At 49.4% G+C, this 14,019-nt stretch carries 11 protein-coding genes and 1 pseudogene; 10 read left to right on the forward strand and 2 right to left on the reverse strand.

Annotation, left to right across the window (positions count from 1 at the left end; all coding sequences use genetic code 11):
* The 4 genes and pseudogenes from ACN0UY_RS11140 to ACN0UY_RS11155 all read left to right on the forward strand — a co-directional run.
* Window positions 1-380, forward strand: a pseudogene (locus ACN0UY_RS11140) (hypothetical protein); the annotation flags it as partial.
* 216 nt (window positions 381-596) lie between these two features.
* Entirely contained in the window at window positions 597-1,274 is a 678-nt protein-coding gene (locus ACN0UY_RS11145) for a dual OB domain-containing protein (protein ID WP_417667110.1), read from the forward strand.
* The gene (locus ACN0UY_RS11150; protein ID WP_417667112.1) at window positions 1,271-1,708 is read left to right on the forward strand and encodes a DUF488 family protein; all 438 of its coding nucleotides are present in this window, start codon (window positions 1,271-1,273) and stop codon (window positions 1,706-1,708) included. Before ACN0UY_RS11145 ends, ACN0UY_RS11150 begins: the two co-directional genes overlap by 4 nt.
* A gap of 2 nt (window positions 1,709-1,710) precedes the next feature.
* Window positions 1,711-2,313, forward strand: a complete 603-nt coding sequence (locus tag ACN0UY_RS11155; protein ID WP_417667114.1) for a DUF4326 domain-containing protein — start codon at window positions 1,711-1,713, stop codon at window positions 2,311-2,313.
* A 328-nt stretch (window positions 2,314-2,641) separates the two neighbouring features.
* On the opposite strand, the gene ACN0UY_RS11160 is transcribed toward ACN0UY_RS11155, so the two are convergent.
* Window positions 2,642-3,280 carry a hypothetical protein gene (locus tag ACN0UY_RS11160; RefSeq protein ID WP_417667115.1) on the reverse strand — a complete coding sequence of 213 codons (639 nt, stop codon included), beginning with the start codon at window positions 3,278-3,280 and terminating at the stop codon, window positions 2,642-2,644.
* A gap of 273 nt (window positions 3,281-3,553) precedes the next feature.
* On the opposite strand from ACN0UY_RS11160, the gene ACN0UY_RS11165 reads away from it, so the two are divergent.
* The 6 genes from ACN0UY_RS11165 to ACN0UY_RS11190 all read left to right on the forward strand — a co-directional run bounded on the left by ACN0UY_RS11165 (window position 3,554) and on the right by ACN0UY_RS11190 (window position 12,204).
* A complete protein-coding gene (locus ACN0UY_RS11165) occupies window positions 3,554-4,117 on the forward strand; it encodes a recombinase family protein (RefSeq protein ID WP_417667117.1) in 564 nt (187 codons plus the stop codon).
* 35 nt (window positions 4,118-4,152) lie between these two features.
* Complete coding sequence (locus ACN0UY_RS11170; RefSeq protein WP_417667119.1) at window positions 4,153-5,865, forward strand: type I restriction-modification system subunit M; 1,713 nt, start codon at window positions 4,153-4,155, stop codon at window positions 5,863-5,865.
* Window positions 5,855-7,237 (forward strand): restriction endonuclease subunit S, encoded by a 1,383-nt coding sequence (locus ACN0UY_RS11175; protein WP_417667121.1) that lies wholly within the window; start codon window positions 5,855-5,857, stop codon window positions 7,235-7,237. Before ACN0UY_RS11170 ends, ACN0UY_RS11175 begins: the two co-directional genes overlap by 11 nt.
* Window positions 7,230-8,324, forward strand: coding sequence for a hypothetical protein (locus ACN0UY_RS11180; RefSeq protein WP_417667123.1), 1,095 nt, complete (start codon window positions 7,230-7,232; stop codon window positions 8,322-8,324). Before ACN0UY_RS11175 ends, ACN0UY_RS11180 begins: the two co-directional genes overlap by 8 nt.
* Before the next feature lie 192 nt (window positions 8,325-8,516).
* Window positions 8,517-8,663 carry a hypothetical protein gene (locus ACN0UY_RS11185; protein WP_417667125.1) on the forward strand — a complete coding sequence of 49 codons (147 nt, stop codon included), beginning with the start codon at window positions 8,517-8,519 and terminating at the stop codon, window positions 8,661-8,663.
* Window positions 8,664-9,045: 382 nt separating this feature from the next.
* Window positions 9,046-12,204 carry a type I restriction endonuclease subunit R gene (locus ACN0UY_RS11190; protein ID WP_417667127.1) on the forward strand — a complete coding sequence of 1,053 codons (3,159 nt, stop codon included), beginning with the start codon at window positions 9,046-9,048 and terminating at the stop codon, window positions 12,202-12,204.
* A gap of 223 nt (window positions 12,205-12,427) precedes the next feature.
* Here the strand turns inward: ACN0UY_RS11190 and ACN0UY_RS11195 are convergent, their stop codons facing one another.
* Window positions 12,428-13,678, reverse strand: coding sequence for a hypothetical protein (locus tag ACN0UY_RS11195; RefSeq protein ID WP_417667129.1), 1,251 nt, complete (start codon window positions 13,676-13,678; stop codon window positions 12,428-12,430).
* Window positions 13,679-14,019: the final 341 nt, after the last annotated feature.

Below are 14,019 nucleotides of genomic sequence, written 5' to 3' on the forward strand. Positions count from 1 at the left end.
AGAACGATCAAGCCGGCGAGGCCGTCGACGCGTGGCTAACAGATGTTCTGTCGCGAGAAACTGACGAAAGTGTCACTGCCTCAACGTTAAGGCCTTCCAGGCTCAACATTCTGCTCGATCAGTGTGACCCCAATGCGCCTGAACCGGACGACATACAGGCATGGCAGCACATGGGGGAGGTTGGCAGAGAAATCATCGACGCCCCCAGCAGAGAAGATATCTGGGAATCCGCCGTGCAAGTGATGGGCGAAGTACAAGCACGTCGATGGATGAAAACAGCGCATCCGCAGCTGGAGGGTAAAAGCCCCAACCTATGTATTGAGGAATATCCAGCGGGGGTTTATGAGCTTGTGTTGCAGATGAGCTCAGGGGCTAGCTAAGGACAGATCTCGACCCAAAGCGGCTATGCCGTAAAATGCTGGAGCGTAGAAATTTTGATATTAAGAATGATTTAAATTAATCACGATGTATGTCATGTGCTTAAACGACATCTAGCAGACTTCCTCTGTCGGATAAAAATCCCAAAGAGTTTATCCAATCAAAAACTGGAAGTTTAATACACTGTTAATAATTCCAAAGAAAATGTGGTGAAATCTATGTATAAAAAATTCGTTTGCCTAGCAAATTCAAGAAAAGTATCTGGTCGCTGCATTGCAGGGAAAGAGCTAATAAACGGAGTGTATGAAAACTGGATTCGGCCTGTCAGCGAGAGAAACAGCCATGAAATATCCGAGGTGGATAGACGCTATCAAGATGGAAGTACTGCACAGATTTTTGATATTGTTGGCTTAAAACTAAAAAGTAAGTCTGCCCATCCTGCACAAAAAGAGAATTATACGATTGATGATGGTTATTATTGGTCTAAAGAAGGCCGGTATACCGACTCTCTTGATTTTTTGCTGGATGACCCAGATTCGCTTTGGCAGTCTGACTACTCAAGCTACAATGGTACTAACGATCGTATTCCTACAACTGCGATAACTGCGGAAGGCTCGTCGCTATATTTTATACAGCCGCACAACCTAGAGATTGTCGTTCGTATTGAAGGAGCTGAGTTCGGAAATGGTAAGAAGAAGGTCAGAGCTGCATTTTCATATAATGGCGATCATTATTTAATATCTGTTACAGATCCAGAAATTGAGCGAATTTATTTGGCGCAAGGAGAGGGAAGATATAAACTCAATGGCCAGTATTTTATGACAGTTAGTTTGGGAGATGCCTGGGAAGGCTACTACTATAAGCTAGCTGCTGGAGTTTTCGAGGCTAAGCAATGAAAGTTTACTCTATTGGATTTACACAAAAGAAGGCTGAGAGTTTTTTTGGGCTTCTCCGTAACGAAGAGATAAAAAGCTTAATTGATGTCAGGCTCAACAATATATCGCAATTAGCTGGCTTTGCAAAAAAGAACGACCTGATCTTTTTTCTGAAAGAGTTGTGCGACATTGATTATGTTCATCTTCCAGAGTTAGCGCCCACTAAAAGCATTTTAGACTCTTATAAAAAAGGAATAATTTCATGGGAAGAATATGAAGATAAGTTCATGAATCTCATGGTGCAGAGAAAAGTTGAAAATATTGAAAAAAATATCATTAAGGATGGATGTCTGTTGTGTAGCGAACATAAACCACACCATTGTCACAGAAAACTAGTTATTGAGTATCTAAATAGCAGTTGGGATGCCGAATTTGAAGTTAAGCACTTGGTCTAAAAATGAATCTATTGATATTATATCCGAGTGAGTTTTTGAGTTTTAGTAAGTTTGAGCGGAAGTTAAGAAAGATTTTATCAGAAAAAACACCGGAAACTATTAGCTTTCTATCAGACCCAAATAAATTTATCGAAAAGTATGTGGCAGGCTACTTTCCCGAAATTTCACAAAATCACATTTCTGAAACTGGCTTTGAGCAGGTTACTCATGCAGTAATATTTGATGATGGAGAAGAATTTTTAGAAGAAGTGTTCGACCTTAAAAGCAGGGGAGTTTTAGTAAGAAGGTTGAAAATAAAGATCACTAGAGTTATAAACATTAAGAAAGATACAGAATATAAAGGTCTTACGTCGAGTGAAAGCTATGAATATATTGGAAGAGGGTCTTATTGGGGTAACCCTTACTCAATGTATAAAGATGGTGATGATAGATGTGAGGTTATAAGAAAGTTTAAATATGATTTTGATTTTGAGAAATTTCCAAATAAAGATAAGTCTAAAGTATACAGTTTGGCGGGAAAAAGACTTGGATGCTTTTGTAAACCAGAAGCTTGCCATGGTGACGTATTGGCAGACTTTCTGAATTCATGGGATGACGGGGAGTAGTGATTAATAATCAGTTTTACAGCACCGGATTTCAACAGTTTCACGGCTCCAAATCAGCGCGTGAGCTAAGCGTTAGATTCAACAGTACTATGGTGTGGAGAGAAAAGTATGAACATTAATCCACAGAGCTTTTTCTCAGCCACGCTGGGTGCAGGTGCAATAATGAGCGGATTCTGCGGTATATTTTTGTCATGTCGGATACAACGTGAATCAGTCAACCTAAGTGTTTGGTTCCACACCCCGAGACCAAACACCTAGATTCTAGACACGTGAGCGGTACAGTGATCTTCCCCCAAGCTTTCAGTATCTCCCTAGGCGGGTGGAAAAATTAAAAAAGCTCTTCATCTAAAGTTGTATCTGTAAGATCGTAGTTGTTTATCCTCCACAAATGCTGCATGGCTGATACTATTCTCCTTGAGACCTCCAAGTCAGACCCTAGTGAAAAAAGGGTTAAAAATTCGCCATGCTGACCCTCATTCCCTGTCCGGTAAATACTATGTGACTTGTTTACGTAATGGGTGTCAATGCACTCGTTAAGCCCTTCACATCTAACATATAGCCATGTTTTGCAACCTTCCGAATCTTCTTTTATTTCGTTTATAGCCTCAGTTAATTCCACCTCTTTGAGTCCGTCAATCTCAATTATATCTTCTAAAAATTGTTCGCTTTGAATCAAATTCATGCCATTGACATTAAAATACTCATTACGTTGGCTCCGTATGGTTATATTATTACCAGCTACACTAAAACCTGTAATTTTATAATCAAATCTCCTACCACCATTATTGTCGACAGATGTGCAAGTACCATACTTATTTAACATCTGATCAATATACTGGATTGTCCTTTCTTCGTCAGGCTCATCTGCCGAAGCCAAAGGAATAAAGATAGATAACGTTAAAGAAAGTAGAGTGTTTTTTATTTTATTTACCATACGCCCCTTTATGTACTTTCCAATATTATTCATTATTCGTGCCTATGATCATCGTGTAAAGCTCATCTTTATATGATTCGAGCATGCCAAAACCACTTCATAGCCAAATTTACAATAACCCTTTGCTTTCTAGTGCTAATTTGCAGTGTATCCAATCTTGATATGACCGACAACACGAAACCATAATGTAAAAAAACGACCGTTTTTTGGACGCTACCAAAGTACCTCTCAAACATCCCCAATTCGCTTGTTTTTATGACCAGAAACCCGTACAACTATCTATGAACAGATAAGGTACCTTTTCTTATGATCATAGGTTACGCACGGGTCAGCACCCAGGATCAGCATCCTGAACTTCAGCTAGATGCGCTGACGAATGCTGGGTGCGAGCAGATCTTTCAAGAAAAAATGACCGGCACACTCAGAGAGCGACCTGAGTTGTCGCTATGCCTGCGTACACTCCGGAAGGGCGATACTCTGGTGGTCTGGCGGCTGGATCGTCTCGCGCGCTCGCTAAAGGATCTCGTCGAAATTATAGAGGAGCTTCATCAGTGTGAGATTGGCTTTCGGTCGCTGACGGAGTCCATCGACACCACCAATGCCAGCGGGAAGCTGATCTTCCATATTTTTGGTGCGTTGGCCGAGTTCGAGCACAGTTTGATTACCGAACGCACAAAGGCTGGGCTTGCCGCTGCACGCGCGCGCGGCCGTAAAGGTGGTCGTCCGCCCGCCATGTCAGCATCGGATATCAAAAAAGCCGCTGCGATGCTGGCTGACCCTATGATTACCAAGGCCGACGTGGCCAAGCATTTTAAGGTAAGCCGGACGACCCTGAACGCCTCACTGCAACGTGAAGGTATTTCCGCCTAGCACCTTATTCAGTTAAGAGAATATCAATGAGCATAATGGATCGCACGGAACAGCAATTCCTCAAAGCCCTGGACGACAAACTCTGGAAAGCCGCCGACAAGCTCCGCGCCAACCTGGATGCCGCCAACTACAAGCATGTAGTGCTGGGCCTGATCTTCCTGAAGTACGTCTCCGATGCCTTCGAGGAGCGCCAGGAAGAGTTGCTGGAACGGTTCAAGGATGAGAACGACGACATTTACTACCTGCCGCCGGAAGACTACGACGGCGACGAGGACTACCAGCAAGCCCTGTTGGAAGAGCTGGAAGTATTAGATTACTACCGCGAGGCCAACGTATTCTGGGTGCCTAAGCCGGCCCGCTGGAGCACCCTGAAAGAGAAAGCCGTGCTGCCCGTGGGCACTGTGCTCTGGCAGGACGATGCCGGTAACGACGTAAAGCTGCGTTCCGTATCCTGGCTGATCGACAACGCCCTGGAAGAGATCGAAAAGAGCAACGCCAAGCTCAAGGGCATCCTCAACCGCATCAGCCAGTACCAGCTGGACAACGACAAGCTGCTGGGCCTGATCAACACCTTCTCCGACACCTCCTTCACCCGGCCGGTGTTCGAGGGCGAGAAGCTGAGCCTGCACAGCAAGGACATCCTCGGCCATGTGTACGAATACTTCCTGGGCCAGTTCGCCCTGGCCGAAGGCAAGCAGGGCGGCCAGTATTACACCCCCAAGAGCATCGTCACCCTGATTGTGGAAATGCTGCAGCCCTACTCCGGCCGCGTGTACGACCCGGCCATGGGCTCCGGCGGCTTCTTTGTCTCCAGCGACAAGTTCATCGAGGAGCACGCCAGCGAACAGCACTACGACGCCAGCGAGCAGAAGAAACACATCTCCGTGTACGGCCAGGAGTCCAACCCCACCACCTGGAAGCTGGCCGCCATGAACATGGCCATCCGGGGCATCGACTTCAACTTCGGCAAGAAGAACGCCGACACCTTCCTGGACGACCAGCACCCCGACCTGCGCGCCGACTTCGTGATGGCCAACCCGCCGTTCAACATCAAAGACTGGTGGAGCGAGTCACTTGCCGAGGACGTGCGGTGGAAGTACGGCACCCCGCCCAAAGGCAACGCCAACTTTGGCTGGATGCAGCACATGATCCACCACCTGGCTCCGACAGGTAGCATGGCCCTGCTACTGGCCAACGGCTCCATGAGCTCCAACACCAACAACGAAGGCGAAATCCGCAAGCGCCTGGTGGAAGAAGACCTGGTGGAGTGCATGGTCGCCCTGCCGGGCCAGCTGTTCACCAACACCCAGATCCCGGCCTGTATCTGGTTCCTGACCCGGGACAAAGCCAACGGCATGGTGCGCAATGAGAAAAAGCGCGACCGCCGGGAAGAACTCCTGTTTATCGACGCCCGCAACCTGGGTTTTATGCGGGATAGGGTACTGCGGGACTTCACCAACGACGACATCGCCAAAATCGCCGACACCTTCCATGCCTGGCAGCGGGGTGAGGGCTACGAGGATATCGCCGGCTTCTGCAAATCTGCCAGCCTGGCCGAGATCAAGAAGCATGATTTCGTGCTGACGCCGGGGCGCTATGTGGGTGCTCAGGAGCAGGAAGACGATGGAGAGCCCTTTGCAGTGAAGATGGCGCGATTGACCGGACAGTTACGGGAGCAGTTTGCAGAGAGTGACCGGCTGGAGGCTGAGATCAAGCGGAATCTTGGGGGGTTGGGCTATGACCTCTGAGTGGACACTAGAAGCATTAGGGCAAATTGTTACAGGTAAGACTCCACCAAAGTCCATCAAGAACGCTTACTCAGATTCAGGTGTGCCTTTTGTCACTCCAAAGGATATGGATGGCAGAAAGTGGACAGTCACTACTGAGCGCAGCCTGTCCCATGAAGGAGTTAGATCTGTTCAAAAATCTGTTGTCCCTGCGGGAAGCGTCGCTGTTTCTTGCATCGGTTCTGATATGGGAAAAGCAGTTCGAATACCAGTGGACAGCGTAACCAACCAGCAGATCAACACGCTCATTCCCGATACAGAGAAATGCGACCCTGATTACCTTTACTATCTGCTATCAACAATGCAGCAAGATCTGAAGGACATTGCGGGGGGTTCCGCCACGCCGATCCTCAACAAAGGCCACTTCGGTAAAGTACGGGTTCGCTTGCCCGCGATCTGGTATCAGAAGCAAGCAGCGAAGATTCTCTCTGCGCTTGACGACAAAATCCAAGTAAACCACCAAATCAACCAAACCCTCGAACAGATGGCACAGGCCATCTTCAAAAGCTGGTTTGTCGATTTCGAGCCGGTCAAAGCCAAGATCGCCACACTGGAAGCCGGCGGCAGCGAGGAAGACGCCCTGCTCGCCGCCATGCAGGCCATTTCCGGCAAAAGCGAAGCAGAGCTAGCCCGCCTCCAGGCCGAACAGCCCGAGCAATACGCCGAGCTCCGCGCCACCGCCGGGCTGTTTCCGGCTGCTATGCAGGATAGTGAGTTGGGGGAGATTCCGGAGGGGTGGGAATGCATGGCTCTTGACCAGATTGCCAAGTACCAAAATGGATTGGCTCTCCAAAAATTCCGGCCTGAAAACGAAGATGATTATCTCCCGGTGGTAAAAATCGCCCAGCTCAAGAAAGGCTACGCAGATCACGACGAAAAAGCATCTCCTGATATCAAACCGGATTGCATCATCGACAATGGAGATGTTGTATTTTCTTGGTCTGGCTCACTAATGGTTGATACTTGGTGCGGAGGCAAGGCAGCGCTGAACCAACACCTGTTCAAGGTGACCTCAGAAAGCTATCCGAAATGGCTGTACTTCCACTTCACCCGACATCATCTTGAAGAATTTCAACGTATCGCTGCAGACAAAGCGGTCACAATGGGTCATATCAAGCGTGAGCACCTCAAGCGCGCCCTGTGTGCAATCCCCAACAAGACCGCAATAGAAAATGCCGGCAAGATATTGGAGCGCGTCCTGAGCAAACAGATCGAGCTTCGACTTGAAAAAATAACCCTCTCGGAACTACGCGACACTTTGCTTCCCAAGCTCCTCTCCGGCGAACTCGTACTGGATGCTCAACTAGAAGAAAAGGGAGTCGTCAATGTCTAGGTGGGCGGATAACTTCAAGAACCATGCTTACGCAGCAACTTGGGAGGCTTTCAAGCTCAAGGTTAAGGAAACAACTCTGGATGACGAATCCATCCAGACCTCCGTTGAGGAGCTCGCACGGCTTAATAAAGTAACAACCTTTATTGACGGACTGCTTAAAAGCCTTGACCCAGAACTAATACCTTTAACTACTTGGGACAGCTTTAACAAGCAGTGTCAGGCTGCAACTCAACAGCTTGATCAGTTTGTAGCAAACCGCAATGTTGGGCATCTCAACGAGGCCAACAAAAACGTCGATAACCTGCTGACTTATGTGCGCCCTTACATGGTGTCAGAGGGAAAGGCAGCCCAGACTCTACGAGATGCAGCGTTGGATGCTGCAAACCAGATCAGCGAGCAATACGCAGAGCTAAAACAAAATGCCCAAAGTAGCTATGAGAGCATCGAAAGTCTGCGCGAAGATGGCGAGGAAAAATTAACCTCTATCACTCAAATTCATGAACGAATTGAAGAGTTCGAGAAACTCACATTCGGCGATGAAGAGACCGAGGGTTCCGAACAGAAAATCAACACAATTATTTCCCGGATTGAAAGCCGATACGACAAGATCAATGAGTTTCACGATGAAATCTTTGTAGGAGAGGATGAAACCTCTTCTATCAAACAAGAAATCGCTCTAGCACGTGAAGAGGTACTGGCTGATCGTAAGTCGATTGGTGAACAGTTAGCTGCGATAAAGGGTAGAGTTGATGAGTTGGGTGAGTTTTATATCAGGATTTTCGGTGAACCTGATAGCGAAGAGAAGCATAAGGGATTGGCCGGTGAGCTTGACCTACGCAAAGAAGCGCTAAAAAGCTTCGAGATGGAACAGAAGGAACGTTACAAGGCGCTCAATGACAAAATCGATGGACTGCTGCCTGGAGCGACAAGTGCTGGTCTGGCCAACGCCTACCATGAGATGAAGGTGTCCTTCGATGCGCCGATTAAGACGGCCAGCAGGCTCTTCTACTGCTCTATCATTGCACTTGTGATACTTGCTGTGATTCTCACTTGGGAGAGTGTAGGAGGAGGCCAAACACAAGATTAGGATGCAATTTTCAAGGGTCTGGTTTATCGCTTACCACTCTACGGGCCGATTCTCTGGCTTGCATTCTACGCATCTAAGCGAAGAAGCGAATGCCAGCGTTTACAGCAGGAATACGCCCATAAGGAGGCGCTGGCGAAGTCTTATGATTCATACAAACAACAGATAGAAGCCTTGAATGGTGGCGATTCAGATATGCTCAACAGCCTTATCACCAAGGCTATTGATGCTATCGCATACAATGCTTCAGAAACACTAGATAAACGGCATGGTGATCGGCACCCCGCCCATGAACTGGCTGAAAAAGCCGCGAATGGTATAGCTCAAAAAGTGTCGAAATGACAATTGTTATCCTGCAAATTATGGGTTCCAGGTCCGCTCCGGCACGTTGGTGCCGAGTTGTTCCTGAATGTAGCTCAGATCATCACTAAACCAGATGCCTCGGGTTTCATGATTGGCATGCTGCATAAGGAAGCTGAGGAAAAGAACGCTAGCAATGAGTAGAAGCACCACAATACGCTGCGGCTAGTTTCTGTTTTCGTGGTACCTGCGCTGCAACGCCGCCTTGCTGGCAAAACCAGTAGAATGATTGATTAACGACACTACCTGAGTGGCTTCGGCCCTACTGGTAGCTGAAAGCCTGCCGGATCAGAAGACGTTGATAATCCGGTTGTTAGAACATTTTCTGCTTTTGAAAGCGCTCAACCGGGAATAAGGACGCCCCATGACCGAAGATCAGCTGGAACAACACTGTCTGGAGTGGTTTGCCGAAGGTGGCTGGGAGACTGCCCACGGGCCAGACCTGGCACCGGATGGCATAGCCCCGGAGCGGGCCGACCACCGGCAGGTGTTGCTACTGGCGGATCTTGAGGCCGCTATTCGCCGCATTAACTCTCACCTGCCCGAAAGCGCCGTTGAGCAAGCCGTGGCTGTCGTCCGCAAACCGGAAAGCCTGGATGTGGTGATTAGCAATCGGGCCTTCCACCGCCTGCTGCTGGACGGCGTGCCCGTTGAGTATAAGCGTGACGAGAAGGTGGTTCACGACCAGGCTTTTCTGGTGGATTTCAGCGACCTGACCGTTAACCGCTTTCGGACCATCAACCAGTTCACCATTGAGGGCTCCAAGCAACTGCGTCGCCCAGATGTGATCTGTTTTATCAACGGCTTGCCCTTGGCAGTGTTGGAGCTAAAAAGCCCCAGTGCTGAGAACGTCGACATCTGGGATGCCTACAACCAGATTCAGACCTATAAGGAAGAAACTTCGGATCTGTTCGCTTACAACCAGGCAGTGGTGATCAGTGATGGCTACCTAGCCCGGGTAGGCTCCCTCACGGCTAGCCAGGAGCGCTATATGCCCTGGCGCACCCTCAAGCATGAGGACGATAAGCCTTTGCTGGAGTGGCAGCTGGAAACCATGGTGCGGGGCTTCTTTGATCGGGAACTGCTGCTGGATTACATCCGCTACTTTGTGATCTTCGAAACAGACGCTGACACGTTAATCAAGAAAATTGCCGGCTATCACCAGTTTCATGCGGTGCGGGAAGCGGTGCGTGCGACCGTGATTGCCGCCCAAGCCCCTGATCAAGGCCTTCTGGCAGGAGGGGAACACGACAGGTATGGCGAAAACGGGAAGCCGGGCAGCAAGAAAGCCGGGGTGGTATGGCATACCCAAGGGTCGGGTAAGAGCATTTCCATGTGCTGCTACGCTGGTAAACTGCTGCAACAGTCGGCCATGAACAACCCCACCCTTATCGTCGTCACCGACCGCAATGACTTGGACGGCCAGCTGTTCGCCACCTTCAGCGCCGCCCGAGAACTGCTCAAGCAGGAGCCAGTGCAGGCGGATGACCGGGATACCCTGCGTCAGCTGCTCTCGGAGCGAGAATCCGGCGGGATTATCTTTACCACGGTGCAGAAGTTTGCCCTGCTCAACGATGAGTCTGGCCACCCGATATTGAACGACCGCCACAACATCGTGGTGATCTCTGATGAGGCCCACCGTAGCCAGTACGGCCTGAAAGCCACCCTCAAAAAAGACGGCACCTACAAGTTCGGTTACGCCCGCCACATGCGGGATGCTCTGCCGAACGCCTCGTTCATTGGTTTCACTGGCACCCCCATTGAGAGTGAAGACAAAGACACGCGCGCCGTGTTTGGCGATTACGTCTCCATCTATGACATTCAGGATGCTGTTGATGATGGAGCGACGGTGCCCATCTTCTACGAGTCACGTTTGGCCAAGCTAGACATTAACCGCGACCAGATCGAGGAACTGTCGGCCCAGGTCGAAGAAGTGGTGGAAGACGAGGAGGATGTTGGTAGCCGCGAAAAAACCAAGGGCGAGTGGAGTCGTTTAGAAAAACTGGTGGGTGCAGGCCCGCGCTTACAACAGGTCGCAGAAGACCTGGTGAATCACTTTGAAACCCGTTCCAGCACTATCACGGGCAAAGCCATGATCGTGGCTATGAGTCGGGAAATTGCGGTGCATCTCTATAACGCGCTGGTTGAGCTGCGGCCGGAGTGGCACGACGACGATCCAGAGAAAGGCGCGATTAAGATTGTCATGACCGGCTCCGCCTCTGACCGGGCGTTGCTACAACCGCACATTCACAACAAAAAAACCAAGAAGCGGTTTGAAAAGCGCTTTAAAGACGTCAACGACCCGCTCAAATTAGTGATCGTGCGGGATATGTGGCTCACCGGCTTTGATGCCCCCTGCTGTCATACGATGTACGTAGACAAGCCCATGAAGGGCCACAACCTGATGCAGGCCATTGCCCGGGTTAACCGCGTGTTCAAGGACAAGCCTGGTGGCCTAGTAGTGGACTACATCGGCATTGCCAATGAGCTCAAGCAGGCCCTGAAGACCTACACCGACGCCAAGGGGAAGGGAACGCCTACCCACAGCGCCGAAGAAGCCTACGCCATCCTGGTGGAGAAGCTGGACATCATTCACGGCATGTTTGCCCCTGGCCCTAAGGGCAAAGGCTTTGACTACCGAGGGTTTGATACGGAGCCACACAAGTGGCTAGTGCCCACCGCGAACTATGTGCTCAGCCTTGAAGATGGCAAAAAACGCTTCCTGGATACCGTCCTGGCCATGAACAAAGCGTTTTCTCTGTGTGCAACCCTGGACGCAGCGCAAGAGCTACAAAAAGAGGTGGCGTTCCTGTCCCAGGTAAAGACCGCCATTACCAAGTTCACCAGCGTCGATAAGAAGCTCACTGAGGAAGAGAAGAACACCGCGCTCAAGCAGATCCTAGACAATGCGCTGGTCTCTGAAGGCGTGACCGATGTCTTTGCCTTGTGCGGATTGGACAAGCCCAATATTGGGCTGCTATCTGACGAGTTTTTGGAAGACGTGCGGCAGCTGCCCTACAAGAACTTCGCTGTGGAGCTGTTAGAGAAACTGCTCAAGGATGATATCAAGGCCAAAACACGCAACAACGTGGTGCAAGAGAAGAAATACGCAGATCGGCTGCAGGAAACCCTGCGGCGCTACAACAACCGAGGTATCGAGACGGCCCAGGTGATTGAAGAGCTGATCGCCATGGCCAAGCAGTTTCAGGCGGAATTAGAGCGTGATGCCGCTCTGGGGTTGAACCCTGACGAAGTTGCTTTTTACGACGCCCTGGCCAGCAACGAAAGTGCGGTGCGTGAACTGGGCGACGAGATCCTAAAAACCATTGCCGTTGAGATCACAGAAAAACTACGTAAGTCCACCACCGTCGACTGGCAGGTACGGGAAAGTGTACGGGCGAAGCTGCGCATCCTAGTCAGGCGCACGCTGCAACGCTACAAGTACCCACCCGACAGGTCTGCCGAAGCGGTGGAACTGGTACTCAAGCAGGCTGAGGTGCTATCAAACGGGTGGGGTCGGTAAGCCGCCTACTCGATGACAGCGCGTTCAAAAATATCGTCTAATTGCTGTTAGCGTTGTTATTTTTTCGGCATGCCGAAAAAAATCGGCCAATTTGGGAATTATAAGTCGGATCAGAAAAGGTATTCCACCGTAGAAAAAGTCACGAATATAATCTGAACACATTATGACGATGTGACCTTTTTATGCTCACATCAGTCACCAACAGAATTGCGCTTGTATCACGTTAACAGCTTCGGGTGACTAGCTGAGCGCGAAGATGGCGACGTTGCTGTAATATGCTGGCACGCTTATGAGACGCTTTCATTTCTTTCACAAGCGTCGCACTGGCGTACATACGAGCCTCTATGTCTACTACACGCTTGCCGCGCTTAATCTCGATAAGCTCAACATCCGCCAACATCCCTTCTTTGATAAGAGCCTTAATATCAGTGCAAAACTTACTGCGTGCCTGCCCAGCTCGTTTGTAATTGAGCATTCCGGTCATTTCGCGGAAACGACTAAAGTGAAGAACATAAGGCGTCGTGGTGGAAATATTACGCCCTTCCAATACGACTAACTTAGCTATTGATTGGGAAACACTCGATTTCAGCGTAGCAGTGCGATAGAGATTAAATTGCTGATAAAGGCCAGCATGTATTCCAAGGCTCACAATCGGATGAAAGCGAGCAGTCCAGTACCCGTTTCGGTCATAGCCACGAAAGCCGTTCTGCTTGTAGGAAATAAGTTCCGATAAAATCGGAGCGCTTGCACTGATACCTCGATACGAATCCGATTCTATAGAAAGGTTGCACTTGTGAAGCACATCAAGCGAGCGGCGGATGGAAGCGTATGTTCGACTTCGATTCCAGGTGCGTAGCATTTCCATAAGCTGATTAATCGTGAAGTGCACGCCATAACTTGGAAACCGTCCGCCTTGCCCTCCTGGGCGGGACGATGCGTTACTTTCAAGTATGTCGCCATTCTCCATGGCAATTTTAATCAGTGCTAGCTCCACAAGCTCATCGGTACTATCGGGGTAACAGAATAACGTTTGTTCAACACCATCTTCTTCTATACGCACTTGGGCCGGCGTCATTTCCAGCGTATAGCGTTCGCCGCTGTCTTCAAACGTGTAATTCACAATATCGACTTGCTTGGCGTCAGTACTACTAGTTACACCACGTATGTGGCCACAATGGTAGCGTGGTATACGCTCCCAGAAATGAAGCAGGTTGGATGTTTTTTCGCGTTCTTCTGTCGTGTTAGTCAGCGAGGATTGAAAATCGCGTAGCTCCTGACCTTCAGCAGTTTTCACTACTTCGACGGGCATAACTGCTTCAGGCATTTTTAGTGTAGGTAGTTCCGCCACGTGCTCAGGCTTACCCGACACGGGAAGGGATAGATTAAGCTCCAAATTGGCGCTATCGTCCTGTTCGCTGTTGCGAGCCCCTTTTAAGCTGGCCCTAAGTCGGTTCCAGTCGCCTTTGTTCGACACACTACTCTCCGGCACACTTTGCTGGTTGTTTTAAGGTCAGTTTAGGGCGTACTTGCCAGGTTTTCTATGGATTCTACAGCGCATTTTGGCAAGAAAATGCTGATTTCTCATGACTTTCGCGGAGCGAATTGTCCACTTTCATAGCTCTTATGGCGCAGTGATGACTTTTCTTCTATGGATTCTGCGACGCAGTTTCTATGGATTCTGAAGCGCACCTGAAGGTTATCCACAAAATTGGGGGCCTAATCTGTGAGCTTTTAGTGCTCACGAGAAGTTTTCTATGGATTCTAAAGCGTACTTTTCGTACAAGATTTGCAGTCCTATGGATTCTGCGACGCATT

The sequence above is a fragment of the Pseudidiomarina sp. genome, assembly GCF_048268165.1.
GTDB lineage: Bacteria > Pseudomonadota > Gammaproteobacteria > Enterobacterales > Alteromonadaceae > Pseudidiomarina.